Raw genomic sequence first — 21,768 nt, 5'->3', positions numbered from 1 at the left:
CCGCCTTGCTATTCGGGCTCGAGGCCCACATGACTATTCGAGTTATGCCTAGTGAGTGTCTGTCACGTTCATACTTGTTATCGGTCTTTATGAACCGGCGCAGCAACGAACTGTGACAAGCAAGGCCTTCGGTGGCCGCCGAAGGTGGGTCTCAATTTACCCGTTAGCGAAAAGGATTTTCAACATCAGAATCGAACAAGAACAACCATACAAAGCGCTGCAGGCCGACGGCTAACTTTGTGCACTTTATGCGCAGTCGCTGCGCTCCTATTTTCGCGCATAAAGCGCCCAAAATTGTCCGCGGCTGAGCGCGGCGTTATGCACCTGGAGCACCATGAAGATTAAACGTGAACAATCTGTATGTGAGTGGGCCGATGTCGAACCACAAAAACCAGAGGCAGGAACGAAATTAGGAATTGCTCTCAGTACCTTAGGCAAAGAGCCAATAAACGGGCTTCGACACAACCCTGAAAACGGAACAAATGGCTGGTACATTTGGTGTGGCGAAGAAATGTCACAAGATGATGATTTCTTTTCACCACTGCACGTCGAACACATTGAAGAGTATTTACCAGAGGTAAAAGAATACCTTGATTTACCACCAGGCTACCGTTTTCTCATCGATGGTAAAAACTACGAAGATGTCTGGTTTGAGCAGGTATTACTAAATGCATAACAAGCGGCGGCAGGCGGACCCAGTTTCCGCTCGTACCTCCCTCCAACTGGCCCGCTGCGCCGGGCGTTAGGGCTAAGTATGCATCGAGCCGTGATTACCTTAATGATATTCATACTTCCGGTTGCTTCCTTTTCAATGGACTGCCCGAAATTCAGTATCAATGATTATGCAAGTGAAAGCTCTACCATTTTTTGGGGAGTTCCTGTGGAGGCGAAATTAATAAGCAAGGATTTTGAGGGGAAGGTTCTCTATCGATTTGATGTGATGAAAAAAATCAAAGGGAAATTAGATGGTGTGGCCCAGGTTTACACTGAGAATTATGAGCTCCAAAAATTTCAGCTAGGGTATGAGTATATTGTGTTTGCAGATGTTCATGGCTCTGTTGATTTATGTGGCCCTTCTCGAATTATACAAAGTGATTGGAACTCAGAGGACTTCTTTGATAGAGCGGATATAAGCGAGGATACTAAATTATTAGTTAAGAAAGTCTTCGGCGTATTAGAGGGTTCGCCCTAACAAAGCCATCATAGGGACAGCTTTTCCGTCGCTTTGTTTTGTGCTTGAATAGCACAAAAAAAATAAACTCCAAAGCTGCCCGATATGGCGACGTTATGTGTAAAAGGGTTTTATGGCACTTTTCATATTGGGCACACTTTTGGTGATAGTATTTTCCCCATTAGTATTGCCTTGGGGTAAAAAACTACTGATTTATTGTGCTGCTGTATGGTTTTTCTTGTGGCTTATTTTTTTCTTGCAAGCAGAGCGTGAAAGTAAACCGACTTATGATGCAGGTTTGGTAGGTGATAGTGCTGCTTTAGGTGTTTCAATTTTGGCCTTTGCTATCGTAGTATTCGTACGTAGCTTAATTCATTTTGTCATGTATAAAGTTAAGGCTAATCGTAATCACACATAACAAGTACAAGCAGGTTGCTACGGGCCTTTGGCCCTTCGCGGGACGGCCTACGCTACGCTCCAGCCGCCCCTGTTGTAGTCGTTCAGGCTGTAGAAAAACTCTTAAAAGGTAGTTTTTTTGTTAAAATGGAGGCCTTGATGTCGAGATTATCCACATGCCCAATTTCAAACATTACGATTACAACCAAGATGCAATGGTCGTCATCAATTTCGAAGAACAACTACAACCTGAAACCTTTGAATTTACACTTCATCATTTGATTGATGACCATATCGATCTATCTGTCTTCCATAAAAAATATCAAAATGATAGCAGCGGGCGAACCGCCTATGATCCGGCTATCCTACTGAAAATCATATTGTTTGCTTACTCAAAAGGCATTACTTCAAGCCGTGAAATTCAATGGCAATGCGAGAACAATATCCTCTTCAAAGCACTGTCATGCGATACCGTTCCACATTTTACTAGTATTGCGAGTTTCGTAAGCAGTTATCCTGATGCGATTGAGTCGGTGTTTGAGCAAGTGTTACTGGTCTGTGATCAGCAGGGGCTGCTTGGCAACGAACTATTCGCCATAGATGGATGCAAGATGCCATCCAATGCCAGTAAAGAACATTCGGGGATTTTAAAGAGCTAGAGCAGAAGCAGGAAAAAATTCGCAAGAAAATCAAACATTGCCTCAAAGAGCACAAGAGGCTTGATGGCAGGAAACCTAAAGAAAAAGAGCGAAAGCAAGCGGTAGCTAAAGCGGTTGATACTCTGCAGAAACACTTTGATAAAATTGATTAGTTCTTAAAGAGTCACTCCCCCAGGATGGGGCAAGGTAAAAACCCTAAAGAGGTAAAAAGTAATATTACGGACAATGAATCAGCAAAGATGACTACCAGCAAGGGAACCATCCAGGGCTATAACGGTGTTGCCGCAGTTGATAGGAAGCATCAGATAGTTGTTGAAGCGCAGGCCTTTGGTGAGGGGCAGGAACATCATACACTGAAACCAATTCTCGATGGCATCAGTTGCCATTATCAGAATATTGGAATAGAAGAAGACATCTTGGTCAAACAGGTCATCATTACTGCTGATACTGGATTCTCCAACGATGCTAACTACAGCTACCTACGAGAAAACTGTATTAATGCCTACATACCTGACAATAAATTCCGTTCACGTGATAAAGCTTTTGCTAAGCAAAAAGCCAAGTATGGCAAGCGTAATCAAAAAGGTAGAGCTAGTGCTGATCAGACTTTCCCAGCTAGTGAATTTACATTCAACAAGAAAAAGAAAACCTGCATCTGTCCGGCAGGAAAATCCATGCTCTTGTTAAAAGAAGAGCATGTTAGTGAAGGTAAGAAAAAGCTATTGTTTGAAGGGCGCCTCACTGATTGCAGGGAATGCAGCCTTAAAGATCAATGTATGCGAAACCCAGATTCTGCAGACTCTCGAAAAGGACATGGAAGGCAAGTATCCCTTACTTGGACAAACGGACGGACAGCCACTGACTGGATGAAAAAGCGGGTTGATAGTATCGAGGGCAAGACCATTTATGGGCATCGAATGTCTGTTGTCGAGCCAGTGTTTGGGAACATTGGTACCAACAAGCGATTGAATCGCTTCTCCCTGCGTGGAAAAAGCAAGGTTCAAGGACAATGGCAGATGTTTTTCTTAGTGTAAAATATTGAAAAGTTGATGAGATATGGCAATATTCACTTATTGGGAAAGAGAAACAGACCCTGTACGTTCAAAATTAACACAATGAGTTAATGTGAGCTATTTATCAAAAATCTGCTCAAATTTTAGATTAGAAATGCCTGGCTGAAGGCGGTTTATGGTTGATCCGTTTTTCTACAGGCTCGTTAGGCCACTTATACAATATTATCGCGGGGTTCCCATGAGTTCATTTGCACTTATCATTAAGCATAAAACTAGGCCAGGGAAGCGAGACGAGGTCCGTATGGTTTGGGAAAAGCACATGGCTCCGGCCATAGCGGCCAATCCAGGGCATACCGAATACTTTTATTGCTTCGACAACGCTGACTCAGATTCCATCATTGCTTTTCAGCAATACACCAGCGCTGAAGCCTCACAGGAGTTCTTAAAAACAGCTAGTTATGCAGCGTACCTCAAAGACGTCGAGTCTCTTCTGGCTGGGCCACCGCAAGTCACGGCGCTGACTCCGATGTGGTCCAAAAAGGCCTAACAAAGCCAGCAACTCTGCACAGCAAGCAATGGCCTTGAAAAGCTGGCCATTAAAACGCTTGCTGTGCCGGTTCTGGCGGGGTTAAATGCAGGAACGTAATTTGACCAAACCAGAAAAATCGGTTTTGTACGTGTTATTTGCCTGGTCATTGCTCCATACATTAGGGGTGAGTATATTTCTGGTAAATCACGAGTTCAATCACGTGCAGAAGTATATTTACTCAAGTAATATATTGACTTCTATCGCTAAAGGTGTTGTGGCTTTATGGTTGATTAGTGATTTACTGTCGTTATGTGGTTTTGTTGCTTCGATTGTTTTGAGGGTAAAAGATATCGGGGCACACGTTAATCAACTTATTCTATTAGCGTTTGGTGCATTAATTAGTTCAGCTTGGTTTTTCTTATCTTTATCTACTCACGTAGTAAGTTAGGGATCCTCTGAAAAATCAGCCTTTAGCCTTGCATCAAGCTTCCTATAGCTAAAAATACCTATTTTTTACTCGAAATCATACTTTCTATACATAGTTATCTTCATTTTTTCTGCCTTAGATCCGCGTTTGGCGAATTTAAGGCACACTAACCCTAGGTCAGCAGATACTTTTTCCCAATTAGTAAGTTGGTAAAGCCAGCCAGCAGAAACAATCGCTGAGTGTTTTTTTCTAAACCTCGATAGCGTACTTTGCCATACCCGAAGATATTTTTAATATATCGGAATGGGTGTTCTACTTTTGCCCTAATTTGCGCCTTTATTTTTTCTACCTTTCGCAACTCAGTTCGGCACGGGCGATGCTTCAGGCGACTACGCTTCTCTGCAATATGCCACTCCACATCTTTAGATTTAAGCTCTTCTCGCTTTTCTGCACCCGTGTAGCCAGAATCCCCCCAAACTCGCTTCTCTTTTCCATGCAGAAATTTGCCTGTTGCAGTAATGTCATGTTAGTTAGCGGCTGTTGTGTCGAGGCTATGTATGAGTCCGAGGGTGTCATCTGTACCGATATGCATCTTCATCCCGAAATGCCACTGATTACCTTTTTTAGTTTGGTGCATTTCTGGGTCGCGCTTCTTCTTTTTGTTCTTAGTTGAAGTTGGAGCGGAGATAATAGTGGCATCTACAATGGTACCCTTACGCAGTGCCATGCCATTCTCAGCGAGGTGTTTATTAATTTCCCCAAATAGAGTTGTACTCAGCTGATTCGACTCTAATAAGTGGCGAAAGTTAAGAATCGTTGTCTCATCGGGAATTGGACCGCTCAGAGTCAACCCGGCAAAGTTACGCATAGATTCAATCTCATATAGCGCATCTTCCATAGCCGGATCACTGAGATTGTAAAACAGCTGCATACAATGAATGCGCAGCATGACACTCAATGGATAAGGCTGCCGGCCACGCTTGCCCCGTGGATAACAAGGCGCTATTTGAGCTTCTAGTCGCTGCCATGGGATGAGGGTATTCATCTGAGAAAGAAACTTCTCTCGGCGAGTTATACGACGCTTGAGCTAGTATTCTGCTTCGGCAAAGGTGACTTGGTGCATGATCTATCGTAGCCTTGACGGATAGCCTAATACTACCAAATTGACTGGGAATTATTCAGAGGTTCCCTAACATGAGTTAGAGTATATGAACTTATAGATATAAAGTTTGCACAGAAGATAAGCCAATAGATATTGCCCTTTGACATAGCTCTAGAGCTTCAATGCCGTGAGTTGAGTATGAATATAAAGAATGAAGAGTATTATGATGCCATGTGCGCTGAGAGCGGAAATTCCTACCTGAGTTATCCAGGTATGGTTAATGGTATGAAGTCTCCCATGAAATACATGGCCTTAAATTTACAAGGAAAACTACTAGCTCAAGTCTCTCGAGGGTACTATAAGTACTCTTTAAACAATCAAGCACAGTCATTACTACAAATGATGCGCTAGCTGAATCTCGCGACCTGTAACATTTTTCCGCTATGACCTAGCGCTGAACTACATTTTTCTAACCCCTTGATCTAAAAGATTCTTCAGTAAACCTTTATTCAATTCTATTAGATTTACCGGCTATATTACCCGTGCATGTAGCTTTCAGATAAGTATTCCAATACTATCTGCTTGAGTTGGAAAGCAGTGAATAGAGCGATATTAAGTTATCCCGAAATATCTTGAATTAGTTTGATTGATGTGGGACGTTGACTTTTCATATAGGCATATACTGCCTAACCAATAGATTGGCTGAGTTTATATTTTAATGTTTACATTCATAGTAATCTATAGCACTGTGATGGCAATATTTACTTTTCTGCCTGCTTTAAAGTATGAGGCTTGGTATATACGTGGATTTGATTTTCCCAGATTGCAGTTCTCAATATTGTTAATCTTTCTTTTGATACTTCAATGTATTTTTCTTGATTTCAATAGCCCCATAGCTTATGGCTTAATTCTAATTAGTATTTTTTGCTTGGGATGTCAGTTGTGGCGGATATTTCCTTACATATTTCTTTTCCCTGTTCAAGTGGAGCGTGTAAATTCACCGGAAGAGAAGCTTGAGGATTACGATGACATTGGTATTTTGACTGCTAATGTACAAGGTTCAAATAGAAGAGCAATAGACTTTTTAGATCTCATTAAGCGGCATAATCCGGACATTATACTCACACTGGAGTCGAACAAGTGGTGGCAATCTCAGCTGGATACATTAGAGCCAAACTATCCATATACGTTAAAGTGTCCTCTCGAAAATTTATATGGAATGCATCTATATTCCAAGCTTCCTTTGTCGGATAGCCAGATTCAATTTTTGGTTGAAGATGATGTGCCCTCTATGCATACATTGGTTCATACCCCTAATGGTCGTACGATTAATGCCCATTTTCTACATCCCGCCCCTCCAAGTCCAACTGAAAATGATACTTCAGAAGAGAGAGATACAGAATTGCTTGTTGTTGCAGAAAAGGTAAAAAATAATATTTCTCCGGTAATAGTTACAGGTGATTTTAATGATGTGACTTGGTCTCGTACTACACGGCTTTTTAGAAAACTTAGTGGGCTTCTAGATCCACGTATTGGGCGAGGTATGTTTAATACTTTTCATGCAAAACATTGGTTCATTCGTTGGCCATTGGATCATTTATTTCATAGTAAACACTTCAAGCTTGTTGACATTCAACGTTTGCCGGCATTTGGTTCTGATCATTTCCCTCTATTGACCCATTTACAGCTTCACACTCAAGTTGTAGCTAATGAAAGTAACATTCCACCAGCACAAAAATAGGGTAGTGTTGCTAAGGAAAAGACTGCTCAGAAAAATATTGAAATTAGCGATGTGACCACTTTGGGGTGCTCAGAGTAGTTGATGGAATTATTTACAGGATATGGTGTTATTTTTTGATTTTGAAAAGTTATCATTTTTTATTACTTTAACTGATGGCTAAGTAATGGCTTGTATAGATTTCCTTTAAGGTTGTGGATAAGGCTTGGAGTAATAATGTTTGCTGAAATCTTTAAGGTTATTACAGGTTGACACAAAGAATTAAAGGTGATGTAAATGGAAGAGTTAATTTTATATAAATTTATTTATAGTGAAATCGTAAAGGTTATAAACCAGCAACTAGTTGCTGGTCGATCATACTGCTGGATTTTTTCTTTTTAAATACTCAGCTTTTTGTAGAAGGTTGTAGGTTGGATTTTTGTTGAATCAAGGGGCTGCTCTGCAGCCCCTTTGATGCTAATTATCCAGTTACTTTTAGCTTATTTACCACTTTTTGCACATCATCGGTATTTTCAGCAATGGCCTGTGCTAAATCTTTTTGCGCGCTGGACTTGACGGTGCCTTTAAGAGTAATCGTACCTTCTTGTGCGGAGACATCGATCTTTGTTCCAGAGACTTCTCGGTCAAGCAATAGTCTTGTTTTTACAACGGTGGCGATCTTGGTGTCTGTATATTCTTTTGAGATGGTTTCTCCAAGGCTTTCTTTGTTGACAACGGTAAGTTTGTTGTTCACTTTCTTTACGCCATCAATGCCGGTAATAAGTTCCTCTGCTAGACGTTTATCGATATTACTCTCCACCTCGCCGGTCAGTACAACTACACCATTGTTGACATCAGTATCAATGGTGAAATTGTTTAGATTTTCATTGAGTAACAGTATGGCCTCCGCTTTTCCATCGAGCCATGCATCGCTCATGGTTGAGTTTTTGTGGTCAGCTTTTTCTCCGGCCATAGCGCCAGCTGAAAAGGATATTGCAATGATGGCGGCGCTAAGGGTGCTTTTCATAAGATTCATAAAATACTCCATTCTTTGCTTGTGACAAAATAACTTAAGCAGTATCCATGCCAAGTTTTTCTGATGTTGATTTAGTGCTTTTTTCGTGGTTAAGGTTGATAAGGCTATTTGTCAGCTGTTCGATAGCCATTTGTTGCCTTGCTGTAAGCGCAGAGAGTGCCATTCTTAAGCGGCAGTCGCCGATAGATCGGATGATTTGTAGCTGCTGATGCCTCTGAAAATTTTCGCATTCAATGAGTCTGTTGATAAGCTTGTTGGGAGGGCGCTTTGCGATTATGGCAATTGGGCGACGTTTTATTATCCATTCTTTAGTTGAAGATGAGGCATTGAAAGAGGCCCCTTCAAGTAAAGTTTTTACATTTTTATGTAAATCTTTCAAGTTCGTAAAAATCTCTTTAATGCTTAGGTCGTCTAGGTTAGTTAAGCTTGCTTTGTAAAATAGCTCGGCATTTGTGCTTAGGTAGTAGATAGTGTCTATTCCGTATTTTATTGATTGTTGAGGTAGATTTGATGATGTCGATATTTTCACAGGTAAGTGATTCACTTCTATATACCTATTTAATTCTAACGAAATGACAAGTTTTATTGGGCCACTTTTGATGATGTTGAATGTCGTTTATAAGATTTTACAAATGGGAAATGTAAATTTTCCTTTCTTTTGGTGAGTTATGGGTGGAAAGTTGCCGCTGTGGGCTAGTTTTTATATCAGGTTGGTTTTGGGCAGGTTAGTAGGTTCTGATTCCTTGGGAATGGGGGTAACTACAGTCATACCAAAAAAGCCCAAGGTAGGTTTATGATAGGTATGAAATTTTTTTGGCCAATTAATTGTACACTAAATGCATGAATATCTAATGAAATTCTATGAAGTGTCTCTGGCTAAAGCTTGAATTAAAAAAGTACCCTTGGAAAACGACCAGAGGCATTTCCCAAGGGTAGTTTTTCATTAATAAAAGAATTTGAAGGGTGCTGTATATTCCCTTCCGTAAAGGCTAGCAGTCTTTATCTTTTGTATTAAGCCCCTCTTTGACCTCTTCACAGGTATCTTCAATTTGATTTCCGGCCTGCTCGGCTTTCTTATCGATTCGCTCTCCGAGAGTTTCAGCGGATTGTTTCCCACAGGCTGCGAGAGAGAAACTAAATACTGTAGCGAGTATAACTAAGCTGAGTTTCTTAACTGGATTTTTCATGGGCTCTCCTTTGGTCGAGTTTTGGATCACTAGGCTTTTTGCTAAAGCTTGGCTCGCAAAAAGTGTCTATTTCAGTTCACCAGATTACTGTACTGTATTAAAGCAAGAGCTATGCCAATTTTATTTTGAGCTTTATTTTAGGGTTGAAAGGTTATTTTTACAGTAGATAGGCTTAGGGTGTGAAAATCTTTCAATAGAGGATGTAATATCTTCACATACTCTTCTTAGAAAAAAGGAAGCCTGTTAAAGCGTTTTTTGTTGAGATGGAGGTGGTGAGAAGAGTGTGTTGGAACAAACTTGGGGGCGATACAGTGATGCCCCCAAGCCATAAGCTTAAAAGGAGGTTATTTGCGTACCAGCAATAGGCCGGTTTCGATGTGGTCTGTGTAGGGGAATTGGTCAAACAGGGCAAAGCGCTCAATATGGTGGGTCTTGCTCAACAGTTTGAGGTTTTCCAGTTGGGTTTCTGGGTTGCAGGAGATATACAGGATACGAGGAAAGCGCGCAACCATCGCACAGGTATCCTCATCCAGTCCTGCACGGGGTGGATCTACCAGCACAGTGTCGAAATTGTAGCTATCCAAATCAATATGAGTGAGGCGGCGAAATGGTCGAACCTTGTCTATAGCTTGGGTAAATTCCTCACTGGATAGACGCACGATATCCAGGTTGGTGACTCCATTGGCTTGAATATTTTCCTGGGCAGAATTGACCGAAACCTTGGAGATTTCTGTGGCCAGTACCTTTTCAAAATTTTCACTGAGCGGAATGGTGAAGTTGCCGTTTCCGCAGTAGAGTTCAAGCAGGTCGCTGGAATTTTGCCCGCAGGCATTCTTGGCCCAGTGGATCATGGAACGACAAATGTGCCCATTGGGTTGGGTAAAGCTGCCTTCTACTTGTTTGTACTGATACTTCTTGCCATCGATATCCAGCTGCTCGGTGACGAAATCCCGCTCTAACACGACTTTCTGCTTGCGTGAGCGGCCCAGTATGGGAAAGCCCAGTTTTTCCTGCAGGGCTGTGGCTTCTTGCTCCCAGATTTCATCCAGCTTTTTGTGATAGATGAGTGTAATGAGCGCGTCACCACTCAATGTGGTGAGGAATTCGGCGGAGAAAAGGCGCTTGCGTAGCACCTCGCTGCTGTTAACAGCCTCCAGGACCTTGGGCATCAGCTGATTCATCAGCTCTGAGCCCACGGTGAATGTATCGATGATAAAGGGAATCTTGTGTTCGCCTTGGCGATACATAGCGTAATGTGCTACGCCGCCTTCATGCCAAACCTTGAACTCGGCGCGAAGCCGATAGTGAATGGGTGGCGATGGAAACAGCTCAGGCTCCAGGTTGGTGAATTCTCGATAAGCCTCGGCCAAACGCTCGGCTTTTTGCTGGAGCTGTTTTTGATAGTCGTCGGTGTTAACGCGGTGCAGTGCCATATTAAAATACGGTAGTCTCATTGGTAGAGCGGGCGCGAATTATATAGGAATCCGTATGGCAATAGGTGAGATTGCAATAAGAGTGTCGGGACAGGGGCTTCAGGAATTTACTGATCAGGTAGCTGATTGGGTTTCCAGGCTGAATGTGGGGGAGGGGCTTTGTACGCTTTTTATCCAGCATACTTCGGCGAGCCTGCTGATTCAGGAGAATGCAGACCCCAGCGCGCGTAGGGATCTTGAACAATGGCTTAATCGGCTGGTACCAGAGGATGACTGCCTCTACACCCATACTCTTGAGGGGCCGGACGATATGCCGGCTCATATCAAAGCGGCCCTAACCGCCACTAGCCTCTCCATCCCCGTGCAAAATGGACGATTAATGCTGGGCACTTGGCAGGGGATCTACTTGTGGGAGCACCGCCACCATCACGGCGAGCGCAGAGTCATTCTTCATATCTGAATACGGGCTCTAGAGGCAGTTGGTGGGTTTGGGCAGCCCGGCAATCTTACTGGCGACCTTGGCGGGGCTGGGGGGGAATAATTGCATCAGATAGATGCTACGGCCTTTTTCGGGGCCCAGCCGTTGACCGATAAACTTCACCAATGGGCGCATGGCGGGGGAGAGTTCGAACAGGCGGTAGAATTCCTGTAGTAGTTCAATCACTTCCCAGTGTGCATTTGATAGTTCTATTTCCTCGGCTCGAGCCAGCGCTTCGGCCACATCGCGGTTCCAGTCATTTAAGTTGCGCAGGTAGCCCTCTTTGTCCAAAGGGATTTCTTGGCCATTTACATTCAGGTTGCTCATTGTTCGTATCACCGAAACCAACTGACGATGGGATTATGCTCGGTGCACAGCTGCACCCAGCGGGTGTCGTCGATTATCTCTACCGAGTCAGGTGCCGAGCTGGTCTGCAATCCGCGGGCTTCGCTATCGGCCGTCAGGCAGTAGATCCTTGTTTCTTGTAGGCTCTGTAGGGCTTGGTGCTGTAGGGCGTAGACCCCATCTTCGATCAAGAGCAGGGCATCACCCTCAACAAGGCTTTGCAGGCAATCGTGCAGAGCCTGGCAGCTAAAGGGAGATTTGCTGACTATGTGTAAGGTCATATTAAAAGCTCAACACACACTGGTAGGCAGCGATCAGTTCTCCGGGTTTTTCGACCAGGGTGACTTCTGCTCCGGGAATTTGTATTTGTTCAGGGAGAATACCTCTCTCCTCCAGACTGCTTTGACAGACATAGAGCTCCTCGACACCAAACATGGGTAGTGCCTTGAGGTTGCGGCGCAGACTTTTTTGCCCTATGGCCTCTGGGGCTTGGTTGTCCAGCAACTGAAATATGCCATCACCAAGGAACAGCAAGTCAATATCCTGCTCCATAGCGGCGGAGGCGAGGACAGCTTCAATGCCCTCTCTGGCTAGGGCGCTGCCATAGGGTGCAGCCCGGCAGAGGGCCAGGGTTCGATTACTCATTATTAGCCTCCAAAAGTGATCAGGCGCTCAGAGTTGGCTACAGCATCGGTGAGCTGACCGAGACCGGCCAAATCGAAACCTTCCGCGAGATTCGCTACGGGTTTCTCCAGGCGATGAGCCTCCCGCTGGCTTAAGACACCCCGTCTCTGTGCGGCGGCAATGCAAACGACTAAATCCAAGTTGTGCTTCTGCTGTAGCGCCTGCCATTCACTGATCAAGTCGGCCTCGTCCTGTGGGGGGGCGGCAATCATGTTGCTATTTTGTACGCCATCACAGTAGAAAAATATGCGGTAAATTTCATGTCCCCCAGCCAGCAGCGCTTTGGCAAAACGCAATGCACTGGCTGCCGATTGGGAGGCGTGAGGAGCGGAGTAAATTGCCAGGGAAAACTTCATAGGGGTACAAATAGTAAAATGCCCCGCGTAGCGGGGCATTGTTTATGACTCAGCAGCGCTTGTCTGTTAGTCGTCGGAAGAGGCGAATCCGATGATGTGCAGCAGGCTGGTGAACAAGTTCAGGATGTCCAGGTACAGGGCTACGGTGGCCATCAGGTAGTTGGTTTCGCCGCCGTTGATGATACGGCTGGTGTCATACAGGATGAAACCAGAGAACAGCAGAGCGATAACACCACTCAGGGCAACACTGGCCAGAGGCATATAAACGCCGAAGAAGCCAGCGATTACCATACCCAGGGAGCAAACCAATACGGCGATCAGTCCCACAAACAGGAAACCACCCATAAAGCTGAAATCTTTGCGGGTAGTCAGCACATAAGCAGACAGGGCAAAGAAGATCAGAGCGGTGGCGCCCAGGGCCTGCATGACGATCTGGCTACCGCCGGCCATACCCAGGTAGTGGTTCAGCATTGGTCCGATGGATGCGCCCAGCAGACCAGTGAATGCGAAAACAACGCCAACGCCGGCGCTAGAATTGGCGGTGCGCGGCAGTACGAACCAGATCAGGGCGATGGCTGCCAGAGAGCAGATCAGGCCCATGCCTCGGCCCATACCGATGGCCATGGAGATACCGGCTGTAACAGCACTGAAGAGTACGGTCATGGCCAATAGGGCATAGGTATTGCGCAACACCTTCGCCGATTCCGAGCGGTCCAGTGCGCGGGTATTTGAATAAGCTTGCGGTTGCATTTAGCGACTCCTGCTATTTAATCGATACCGGAATCATATAGCTCGCGGTGGGGACCATCAAGTCGGTAAATCCCTTTTAAGCGCAGGCTATAAATTGAGATGAATTCGAAAAACCGTAGTTTTTTCAGGGTCTTAGTCGAATCTTCTCCTGCTATTAATAGGGGTCTGTTGGAATTTTTCAAGGGCTTTTAGTTGCCCCAGGACGAAAAGGCACCTCGATATCGACAATTAATGGCAGGTGGTCCGAGGCCTGTCGGGTGAGTGTAGTTCGGGGGACTCGTACTTTTTTCACCGCAATGCCGGCACTCAAGAAAACATGATCGATGCGCACCTTAAGAAAAGTGCCTTTGGGAGTGTGTCTGGGGGCCTGCTCCTGGGCGTCGCGCAAGTAACCATTTAGTCGTTTGCATTCGGCGGAGGTGGGCAGTGCGTTGAAGTCGCCGAGTAAAATCCGTTCGCCTTTACAACGTGGGTTGCTCAGCCACTCCGGCCCCAGCAACGCATCCACCTGGCGCAGGCGTTCTATACGGGATAAGCCCAGGTGCGTGTTGATTACCTGGATCTTGGTGCCATTGTGTTCAATTTCTACCCAAATGGCGCCGCGAGGTTCATCGGCAGCCGGATTGAAGAGGCGTCCCTTGCCCTCGGGTGGTCCTGGCAAAATCCCTTTTTTGATTAGCTTGGCTGGTAAGTGGGTAAGAATGGCGTCGCCGTAAAGCTCTTCATTGAGATGGATGGCGGGCTGGAAGTGCACATCCATAGCGAGCAGCCGCGCCAGCCGTTCTGCTTGATCGAGCCCCCCACTGCGTTTACGTCTCACATCTAACTCCTGCAGGGCGACTATGTCGGGACGGTAACGGGCGATTACCCGAGCGATGCGCTGGGGTGACAAGGTGCCATCCGTTCCCTGGCAGCTGTGCACGTTATAGGTCATAACCCTCAGCGTTTTCTGTGGCGGCCGGTGTTCATCCAGCTTCATGGGGCGTGCGCCGCGTAAGTAAGATCTGGCGGCGTTACGCAGGTCCTGTGGGCGCCAATAACCCAGGCGAGGGTCTGGTGGTTGGATATCTTGCGGCATCAGGGCAAAGGCGTGGGTTTCCCTGGGACCGGCGGCGCCATGGCTGCCATTTTCCATGGCGAAAGTCAGTGGTTGCTCTTCACTGGAACACCAGCCGTACATCATAAAGTCGCCGGCGTCGGGGTGACTGCAAAGGCTGATCATGTCGGCGATGGACTGCTCGGGGTAGGGATGCTCGTCTCCCATCAACTTGCGGCCATCCTCCGGCAATCGCAGCGGGCCATGTTTCCACCAGCCGTGCACCGGGGAGTTTACTGAAGTGGGGTCCACCCGATAGAGCACCAGCGGTACATTGGCCTGTTCTACAATCTTGCGGGCGACCTCCTCGCGGCTGATATCCCCCAGCTCCAGGTTATAGAGCATGGCCAGTGGACCGAGGGCAGTGAGCGCCAATGGAGTTTTGCTCGCGGTGTGTTCAGTCGGCTGCTCTTGCTTTTTTATATCCTCTTTATCCATCCATTCGCTGCCAAATAGGCGCGCTCGCTCCAACTGAACTCCATGCCTGGTCTGGCCAGGTTCAATTTCCGGTAATTTAGCAAGCCCGGATAGTGTCTCTGAAAGAGCGTCACCAAGGCTGCGGCCATAAACCTCTTCGTAGGGTTTGGTTTGCTCCTGGCCGTGGTCCGAGAAAATCCATACGTCATAGTGGCGCCGGTCGGAAGCATGTGCGGCACGCCAGATACGGGCCACGGCATCGTCAATGCCCTTCAAAACCCAGTGGGCAAACGCCGAGCGCGGACCGCGTCGATGGGATTGCTCGTCATAGCCGAGCAAATTGACATAGATGATGGGCAGGCCACGGCTGATATCCACCTTGGCACCCATGGTGCAAAATTCCCGGGAGAGGATGGTGACGCCGACCCGGGTGGGGACAAACATCAGTTCCTTTAAAAAGCTTTGCCCCTGCATTACCCCGCGCAGACAGTCTATGAGCGAGAGTAATAACTCCACTAAAATTAGCGCACCCGTACGTACCAGGCTCCATAAATTGCTGATGACAAGGACTGCGATAGTCCATGGGCTGGCACTGCGCAGGGCTGGCCCCCAGCCTTGATCGGCCGGGCAAAAGTGGGCTTCGCCTGTTTTGGTGCCAGCGCGGAATAGACTTAGGTAACAACTTCCGCCGCGTAGCAGCGGATCGCGCTGCTGGAACATGGCTCGGCTTTCCACCAGTGCAGCTACTTCAGGATCGTACATACGGCCGAGCTTTTGGGTTTCGTGTACCAGAAAGCCAAAGGCCGGTACTGCCTGGCGCACGCCATAGAAGAGTTCTGCCTGCACGGCTGGGGTGGTAGAGGGGACCCCCGAAAACATGTGTTCCAAACGGTAGTGTTCTTTGCGAATCAGGCGCTTCAAAAAAGGCATCCTGCCCCCGGCCAGGGCTTTTAATAATTCCGGATGGGCCAGGCCATCGATTTGGATCAGGATTAAACCCGGAGCATGAGGTTGGCGATCGCTGGTAGAAAGTCCCAGCAGCTTGGCAATCCACTCGCTGCGGCTGAAGCGACGGCGCCAGCGTCTAATGAAAAGTCCAAATTCGCTTATCATAATCTGCGATTAAGGCTCTGGTGCCTGGCCAAATGCGGCGCCTGCGGCTCCAGTCAGTCCCTCGATAATCTCCCACTGGGCGCCGATAAGGTTGCGCATGCGCATCCACTGGGCAAAAAGGGAGTCATCCATAGCCCAACCGTATTTAAGAAGTGGTTGATAGAGATCCAGGGCCCGCTGCGCACAGCTGTGCATGGAAAAATCCCGTGCGGTGTTCAGCGCCTCGCGATTGAGGGCTTGACGCCGCTCCGGGGGGAGCTGATAAAGCCAGCGAATGGCGTCGATAAAGCCATCCAAATTTATATCCGTCACCAGCCGCCCATTTTTGCCGTTGCGCACCATCTCCCGTGAGCCATTGGCATCCAGGGCTATAACCGGTACACCTCCGGCCATTGCTTCGGAGAGTACCAGTCCCTGGGTTTCACTGGTGGAGGCGAACACAAAGGTATCCATTGCGTTGTACATGTCCCGTCGTGCTTCGCCGAGCACCGCGCCGGGCATATGCAGGCGCTGGGACAGACCGCGGCTGGCAAAGATTGCCTGCAGCTCTTCCTCGAGAGGCCCGCTGCCGGCAAAGAGGAAGTGGGTGTTTTCCTCATCGCGCATAAACCGGGCTACCGCGTTACAGAGAAAGCGCAGGTTTTTCTCCTGTCCGAAGCGGCCCAGATGGCCGACGACAAAAGCGGACTCGGGGATGCCCAAGCGACGGCGCACCTTACTGCCGTCGCCATTGTTGTAATCTTCCAATTGAACGCCGGTAGGAACCTCGGCGATAGGGGTCTGCACGCCTCGCTCGCGCAGCAATTTGACAATACTGTGGCTGGGCGCCATTACCAGGCTCGCCAGGTTGGCATAGCGGGTGGCGAGCTCAACCACAAAGCGCTTGAGCACCTGTGAGTCTGCGGGCACATAGTGGGTGTAGTGTTCGTAGAGCGTGTGGTGGGTAAAAACCAGGGGCAGCTCTCGCTGTCGGGCCACCCGCAGAGCGGTCATCCCCAAAAGGAAGGGATGGTGGGCATGAACAATATCTGGTTTGAATTGATCCAGTCGGTCACTTAAATCTGGCGAGAAAGGCAGTGCTACAGAGAAGTCACTGCCATTGAAATTCTGGATTGCATGGATGCGGACTACATTCTTTTCCCCGGCGATTTTCTCCGGGAATTCCGGAGCCACTATCAGCACATTGTGACCCCGCCTGCGATATTCCTCACTAAATGCGGCGACCGAGTGCGCCACGCCACCGACGTGGGGCAGATAGGTATTGGTTAGCATGACGATATTCACAGGGATTTTAACTCCACAGACTGCAGCCCCTCGCCAACCAGTGTGGGTGGAAAGCCAATGGGGTTGACGGCTATGGCCGGCGGCTTTCCATACCAGTCTGCCATCCAGGATACTTTCGGGTGTATACCGGGGGTAATTTCCAAAGAAATCACTCCAAAGCGGGTCGGTGCTGGACCAAAGCAAATGGGTTCCTTGGCGGAGGTATCCTTGAGCCATTCCGGTGGTAATCCTGAGACCAGAACCAAGGCGTCCTGTTCCTCTCGCACAAAGCAATTGCGCTGCATGGCAATCCACTCCGCTGCCGCCCAGGCATGTTGCCCATCACCCATACAGCCACCCAGAGAGTGGGGGTGAATGGCCTCCGGCCACTGACCTGTAGGAGAGGCCAGCTTGGCGACATTGCGCATCAATTCCAGGCAGCGCCTATCACCGGCGCGCAGTAAGACCTGGGCGATGTGCAAAGTGAGGTAGGCGTTGATACCCGAGTGGATCATGTCTTGAAAAAAACCGCCGCTAACAAAGCAGTTTTCGATCAGAAAATCGGCCAGATCGGTCAGTCGGGGATTATCCGGTGAGTAGAGCTGCAGCGGGTAGCCGGCCACTACAGATCCAATAGCTCCAGCATCCAGACGCCGGTTGGGTGAGGCCGGCATGGCGGCTCGCCCGAGCCGCTCTTGTGCGCTGCTGAGACTTTCATCGATGGTTCGTTGGAAGTCGTTGGCCGCGGTATTGAAGCGGTGTGCGTTGTCGTCGATGCCCTCCCGAGTGCAGATGGCCGCGGCTGCGTCTAATCCGGCCACCCCCCAGAAGTCATCCCAGTAGTAACAGTCGTTGGGACCTAAGTGTTCGGCACTAAAGCCCGCCGGGAGCAGTCCGGCACAAAGGCTGCCATCCTGGGGCAAGCGCTTGTTGATAATCCATCTCGCACCTTTGAGGATGGGGTCACACCAGAAGTGCTTGAGGGGCCTGTTGGCCAGCTGGCAAAACAGATTGAATATCCACAGCGCTTCGCCGTTGGAGTCCCACTCACCGTCTTGGGAGTGAAAGAAACCATCCCGTTTTTGGCGTTGGGGAAACTGATCCAAAGCGCGTTCCGCACGATCAATAAACCCGGCGTAGAGCAGCGATTGGATCATAAAAGCGGCATCGCGGAACCAGAATCGCTTATAGGTATAAGGGCCTGGGTACACGTCTTTTGGGGAGTGCAGGATCAGGGTGCGAATGGCAGAGTCGTAGAGGAACTGAAAATTCTGGTCGGGTACTTTGAGTGCACAGTGCCCGGTTAAACTTTCTTCCCAGCTTTTCACCTCTGTGTCTTTTGGGGTTTCGGAATCCAGGGGGATTGAGACCTCGAGCTTTAGGGGTTTGTGGCGCTCTAAACGAAACATCGCTGCGGCCGTGGCCATACCGACATCGCACTCTCCTTGCATTCGGCCGGTTTCGTCCTTCAGGTGCAAGTAAATATCACCACCGCGATAATCTGAGGCCAGGTGTTTGTCGATGGGTTGGCTGAATGAAACTGCCTGTTTATCCTCAATCAGCCAACCTTTGCCTTCGTCATTCAGCCGGACTTTATGCACAAAGCTGACCCCCTCAGGATTGCAGGGGCGCAGGACTACCAGTAGCCAGCCGCCATCCCGGCAACTGGCCGTGAGCTTTATTTTGCAGTGAGGTACGCCACTCTGTGCTACCACAGCAACATGATTACGCAGTTTTAGACCTCTACGGGCAGATTCTGTGACTACGGCGAGGTTATCTGCCAGTTCCTGATGTTGCTCACAGTAGGTGAGAGAGGCTGGCGTAAGTTCTTCCCCACCATCGCCGATAACCCAAGCGTCAATTGACCAGCCATCGTAAAAAGGTGTGACCAGTCCGCGGGGATCAACCACGGGTAACGCCTCGCAATTGGGCAGCCCTACGGCGGTCCAATTGCGGTGACTGAGGTTGCAGTGGGTTATGGAAAAGGCTCTGGGGATAAAAGAATTGTCGCGCGGATCAAACTGACGTTGTATCCAGTAGGGCCAAACCCAATCCAAATTGTGTTGGATTACCTTGCTATTTATCAGCGCACGGGCATGGAAAACTGCACCCGCGCGCAGTAACTCAATGGGTTCACTCACTTCGGAGGGTTCGGCAAAGCGCTGCAGATGCGCCATCAGGGTCAGTGGGTCGAGGAAACCGTGGGCGGTGGCGAAGCGGCGAACAAAGAAGCGCCAGGGTAGCCATTTCATCCAGGGCATCAGAGGTCCTCTTCTTTCACGATCTTCTTCAGTGCACGTCGCGCCATGCGGGTCAGACCGATTAGGGCCAGCACGGCGAGTACAAAGCCCATGATATATAGCGCCCACTGCACTGTAGTGCGTTCTTCTACCTCACCCAGGGACGTTAGATCCGCGGCGATGGAACCCACATACACATTGTTTAGCGTGAGGGGAATTACCCCTAGGGCATTGCCCAAAATAAAGTCCCGCAGGCGTACCGGAGTCAGCCCAAAGAAGTAGTTGGAGAGTTTAAAAGGGAACAGCGGTACCAATCGGGTCAGCATGATCATCTGCCAGCCCTCACGCCTTATTACTTCGCCCACGGTGGCGGGCTTGATATGGGACATAATCCAGCGAGATGGTTTTTCTCCGAGTAGGTAGCGGGCGATTAGAAACGCAAGGGTGGCGCCGAGAACAGTTCCGGCAAGCACGAGTAATGTCCCCTTCACAACACCGAATACAAAACCTGCCCCTAGAGTAAAAATAATGCCCGGCAGCAACAGAACGATTGCTGCAGCAACAATTAGAACGAACAGCAGGCTGGTTTGCCAGCCGCGGTCATTGAGCCATTGGAACAGTGCGATCAGTTGTTCATCCAGGTTGAAATAATGCAGCAGGCCGAGCGCCCCGGCCACGGCGATCAGGCAAATCAGAATCACAATTACCGGGAGGAACTTCGCCGCCATAGAACTGCTCGGGAGCTAACAACAAACGGTTTTGATTGCCGCCAGTTATTAGCCTAGCCAATGGAAAAGGGCAGGTGAGAGTTCATAGTGGCGTCCTGGAGATTTTTTTGAGGTAAGGACGCTTAAAAACTAATGAGCACTGGGGGAGGGTTAAAACCGATATGAAAAATAGAAATATTAAGAGTGAAGTATCGGTTGGCGTGGGGATAGGCGTGTGCACTTAGATGTGGTCACTAAGCACTTATACTTACTTGAATAATTGCATATTGAGCGGGTGTGTGCTGCTGCCAGGAAGGGGTGATCGTTGTTCAAGGGCGGGTTCGCAATTTGGATCTTTATCGGCGCTGCCTGGAGTTCAGCCCCCGAGCCTGTGCTTCCACTCAATGAAGCGGTACAAACGGCGATTCGGGCAAACCTGCGGGTGCAGGGTGCCGCGCTGGAGGTCGATGAAGCGGGTGATTCGGTCGAAGCATTGAAGACCCGTCGCTACCCGCGGCTAGAGCTGGATGCCGCTATCAATCACAATCTCACTAGCCAGAGCTACACCTTTCCTGAAGGTAGTCTTGTCCCCGATTCTGAAATCGGTCCAATACCGCCAGACAATGTGGAGATCGCCACGGAAGAGGGAACGACTAAGATTGTTTCCGTCAGTGCGCGCCAACCATTAACTCGGCTTTACACCATTGCCCTGGAAATCTGCGAAGGCTATGTCACCACCGAGATGGCGGTGCAAAAAGTGCGTTGGACCCAGCAGGATGTCGCCTACTTGGTGAAGCTACAGTATTTCGAGGTGGGCAGGATTCTTGGCGATCTACTGGCGATTGATGAATCCATTCTCTTTTTGAGTTCACTGAGCGATCTTGTGCGCAATTATGTCGATCAGCAGGTGGCTCTGGAGTACGAGTTACTGGATGTGCGCGCCCGTCTAGCCCAGCGTCAGCTGGAGCGTCAGAGGCTGGTTGATGAAATGATCACTGGCAAAGAGCGGCTCAATGCTTTAATGGGGCGTGATGTGGCAACGCCATTTAGCGTTGAGCAACTTCCACTTCCTTACCAAGTCGTCTATGACACCAATCAATCTCTACTCCTGGCCTTTGATCAACGCGCCGATTTTATTGAGTCGCAACTGGCCATAGAAAAAGCAGAGTACAGTTACGATGTCAAAAAATCAGAATATATACCCGATGTGGATATCCACTTCAGCTATATCAAACTTTTTAACGTCAACCTCATTCCCGATTCTGAGGCTTTCATTGCTCTGGATTTACGCTGGGAGTTTTTTGATTGGGGGCGCAAACGCGATGAACTGGCGAGCCGTGCGAGCAAAATTGCTGGGGCCGAAGTCAAAATGGGCGAAGTACGCAATCAAATTGAAATTGAAGTTCGCGACAGTTTACGCAAGCTGAGCACCGCACAAGAGTCGGTAGGCGTTGCGCGAGAGCTGCAAGCAGCTTACCGGGAAAAGCTGCGGGTGATGATTAACCGCTATCGTGAGCAGACAACACTTCTGACCAATGTGCTGGAGACGGAAACCCAGCTTGACCGCGCCAACAGCGATTACAACAAAGCGGTGCTTTCTGTATGGGGCGCACTGGCCGAATATGAAAAAGCGGTTGGGGAGGTGTAGC

General features: G+C 48.4%; 23 protein-coding genes and 1 pseudogene. 10 read left to right on the top strand and 14 right to left on the bottom strand.

Going from position 1 to position 21,768, the window contains the following annotated elements:
• The first annotated feature begins 334 nt into the window (after window positions 1-334).
• The 7 genes from LC073_RS19755 to LC073_RS19725 all read left to right on the top strand — a co-directional run bounded on the left by LC073_RS19755 (window position 335) and on the right by LC073_RS19725 (window position 4,216).
• Window positions 335-676 carry a hypothetical protein gene (locus LC073_RS19755; protein ID WP_226649091.1) on the top strand — a complete coding sequence of 114 codons (342 nt, stop codon included), beginning with the start codon at window positions 335-337 and terminating at the stop codon, window positions 674-676.
• Between the two features lie 78 nt (window positions 677-754).
• Window positions 755-1,192, top strand: a complete 438-nt coding sequence (locus LC073_RS19750) for a hypothetical protein (protein WP_226649089.1) — start codon at window positions 755-757, stop codon at window positions 1,190-1,192.
• Between the two features lie 112 nt (window positions 1,193-1,304).
• Complete coding sequence (locus LC073_RS19745; protein WP_226649087.1) at window positions 1,305-1,589, top strand: hypothetical protein; 285 nt, start codon at window positions 1,305-1,307, stop codon at window positions 1,587-1,589.
• Between the two features lie 154 nt (window positions 1,590-1,743).
• A complete protein-coding gene (locus LC073_RS19740; protein WP_226649085.1) occupies window positions 1,744-2,226 on the top strand; it encodes a transposase in 483 nt (160 codons plus the stop codon).
• Window positions 2,227-2,402: 176 nt separating this feature from the next.
• Complete coding sequence (locus LC073_RS19735; RefSeq protein ID WP_226649083.1) at window positions 2,403-3,260, top strand: transposase; 858 nt, start codon at window positions 2,403-2,405, stop codon at window positions 3,258-3,260.
• A gap of 154 nt (window positions 3,261-3,414) precedes the next feature.
• On the top strand, window positions 3,415-3,786 hold the full coding sequence (locus LC073_RS19730; RefSeq protein ID WP_319004746.1) for a putative quinol monooxygenase: 372 nt from the start codon (window positions 3,415-3,417) through the stop codon (window positions 3,784-3,786).
• Between the two features lie 85 nt (window positions 3,787-3,871).
• The gene (locus LC073_RS19725; RefSeq protein WP_226649079.1) at window positions 3,872-4,216 is read left to right on the top strand and encodes a hypothetical protein; all 345 of its coding nucleotides are present in this window, start codon (window positions 3,872-3,874) and stop codon (window positions 4,214-4,216) included.
• A 151-nt stretch (window positions 4,217-4,367) separates the two neighbouring features.
• Here LC073_RS19725 and LC073_RS19720 read toward each other — a convergent pair.
• Window positions 4,368-5,270: pseudogene (locus LC073_RS19720) on the bottom strand (IS5 family transposase).
• A 778-nt stretch (window positions 5,271-6,048) separates the two neighbouring features.
• Between LC073_RS19720 and LC073_RS19715 the strand changes: the two are divergent.
• Window positions 6,049-7,038 carry an endonuclease/exonuclease/phosphatase family protein gene (locus LC073_RS19715; RefSeq protein ID WP_226649095.1) on the top strand — a complete coding sequence of 330 codons (990 nt, stop codon included), beginning with the start codon at window positions 6,049-6,051 and terminating at the stop codon, window positions 7,036-7,038.
• Window positions 7,039-7,495: 457 nt separating this feature from the next.
• On the opposite strand, the gene LC073_RS19710 is transcribed toward LC073_RS19715, so the two are convergent.
• The 4 genes from LC073_RS19710 to trmA all read right to left on the bottom strand — a co-directional run bounded on the left by LC073_RS19710 (window position 7,496) and on the right by trmA (window position 10,670).
• Window positions 7,496-8,050, bottom strand: coding sequence for a BON domain-containing protein (locus LC073_RS19710; RefSeq protein WP_226649077.1), 555 nt, complete (start codon window positions 8,048-8,050; stop codon window positions 7,496-7,498).
• Window positions 8,051-8,084: 34 nt separating this feature from the next.
• A complete protein-coding gene (locus LC073_RS19705; RefSeq protein ID WP_226649075.1) occupies window positions 8,085-8,594 on the bottom strand; it encodes a hypothetical protein in 510 nt (169 codons plus the stop codon).
• Window positions 8,595-9,039: 445 nt separating this feature from the next.
• Complete coding sequence (locus LC073_RS19700; protein ID WP_226649074.1) at window positions 9,040-9,237, bottom strand: hypothetical protein; 198 nt, start codon at window positions 9,235-9,237, stop codon at window positions 9,040-9,042.
• Between the two features lie 344 nt (window positions 9,238-9,581).
• Complete coding sequence (gene trmA / locus LC073_RS19695) at window positions 9,582-10,670, bottom strand: tRNA (uridine(54)-C5)-methyltransferase TrmA (RefSeq protein WP_226649072.1); 1,089 nt, start codon at window positions 10,668-10,670, stop codon at window positions 9,582-9,584.
• A gap of 55 nt (window positions 10,671-10,725) precedes the next feature.
• Between trmA and LC073_RS19690 the strand changes: the two genes are divergently transcribed.
• A complete protein-coding gene (locus tag LC073_RS19690; RefSeq protein WP_226649070.1) occupies window positions 10,726-11,130 on the top strand; it encodes a secondary thiamine-phosphate synthase enzyme YjbQ in 405 nt (134 codons plus the stop codon).
• Window positions 11,131-11,139: 9 nt separating this feature from the next.
• Here the strand turns inward: LC073_RS19690 and LC073_RS19685 are convergent, their stop codons facing one another.
• From LC073_RS19685 to LC073_RS19645, 9 genes are all read right to left on the bottom strand, one after another.
• Window positions 11,140-11,475, bottom strand: coding sequence for a TusE/DsrC/DsvC family sulfur relay protein (locus LC073_RS19685; protein WP_226649068.1), 336 nt, complete (start codon window positions 11,473-11,475; stop codon window positions 11,140-11,142).
• Between the two features lie 8 nt (window positions 11,476-11,483).
• A complete protein-coding gene (gene tusB / locus LC073_RS19680) occupies window positions 11,484-11,774 on the bottom strand; it encodes a sulfurtransferase complex subunit TusB (protein WP_226649066.1) in 291 nt (96 codons plus the stop codon).
• 1 nt (window position 11,775) lies between these two features.
• Complete coding sequence (gene tusC, locus LC073_RS19675; RefSeq protein WP_226649064.1) at window positions 11,776-12,138, bottom strand: sulfurtransferase complex subunit TusC; 363 nt, start codon at window positions 12,136-12,138, stop codon at window positions 11,776-11,778.
• Between the two features lie 2 nt (window positions 12,139-12,140).
• A complete protein-coding gene (gene tusD, locus LC073_RS19670) occupies window positions 12,141-12,533 on the bottom strand; it encodes a sulfurtransferase complex subunit TusD (RefSeq protein ID WP_226649062.1) in 393 nt (130 codons plus the stop codon).
• Between the two features lie 66 nt (window positions 12,534-12,599).
• The gene (locus LC073_RS19665; RefSeq protein WP_226649060.1) at window positions 12,600-13,283 is read right to left on the bottom strand and encodes a Bax inhibitor-1/YccA family protein; all 684 of its coding nucleotides are present in this window, start codon (window positions 13,281-13,283) and stop codon (window positions 12,600-12,602) included.
• Between the two features lie 178 nt (window positions 13,284-13,461).
• Window positions 13,462-15,909, bottom strand: a complete 2,448-nt coding sequence (locus tag LC073_RS19660) for an endonuclease/exonuclease/phosphatase family protein (protein ID WP_226649058.1) — start codon at window positions 15,907-15,909, stop codon at window positions 13,462-13,464.
• Window positions 15,910-15,918: 9 nt separating this feature from the next.
• The gene (locus tag LC073_RS19655; protein WP_226649056.1) at window positions 15,919-17,193 is read right to left on the bottom strand and encodes a glycosyltransferase; all 1,275 of its coding nucleotides are present in this window, start codon (window positions 17,191-17,193) and stop codon (window positions 15,919-15,921) included.
• Window positions 17,190-19,433: a hypothetical protein gene (locus tag LC073_RS19650; RefSeq protein WP_226649054.1), complete on the bottom strand. Its 2,244-nt coding sequence runs from the start codon at window positions 19,431-19,433 to the stop codon at window positions 17,190-17,192. Before LC073_RS19650 ends, LC073_RS19655 begins: the two co-directional genes overlap by 4 nt.
• The gene (locus LC073_RS19645) at window positions 19,433-20,140 is read right to left on the bottom strand and encodes a TVP38/TMEM64 family protein (RefSeq protein ID WP_226649052.1); all 708 of its coding nucleotides are present in this window, start codon (window positions 20,138-20,140) and stop codon (window positions 19,433-19,435) included. The genes LC073_RS19650 and LC073_RS19645 overlap by 1 nt, the downstream gene beginning before the upstream one ends.
• 304 nt (window positions 20,141-20,444) lie before the next feature.
• Between LC073_RS19645 and LC073_RS19640 the strand changes: the two genes are divergently transcribed.
• Window positions 20,445-21,767: a TolC family protein gene (locus LC073_RS19640; RefSeq protein ID WP_226649050.1), complete on the top strand. Its 1,323-nt coding sequence runs from the start codon at window positions 20,445-20,447 to the stop codon at window positions 21,765-21,767.
• Window position 21,768 lies beyond the last annotated feature (1 nt).

The sequence above is a fragment of the Microbulbifer variabilis genome (assembly GCF_020524905.1).
Classification (GTDB): domain Bacteria; phylum Pseudomonadota; class Gammaproteobacteria; order Pseudomonadales; family Cellvibrionaceae; genus Microbulbifer; species Microbulbifer variabilis_A.
This window is presented reverse-complemented; position numbering and strand designations above follow the sequence as displayed.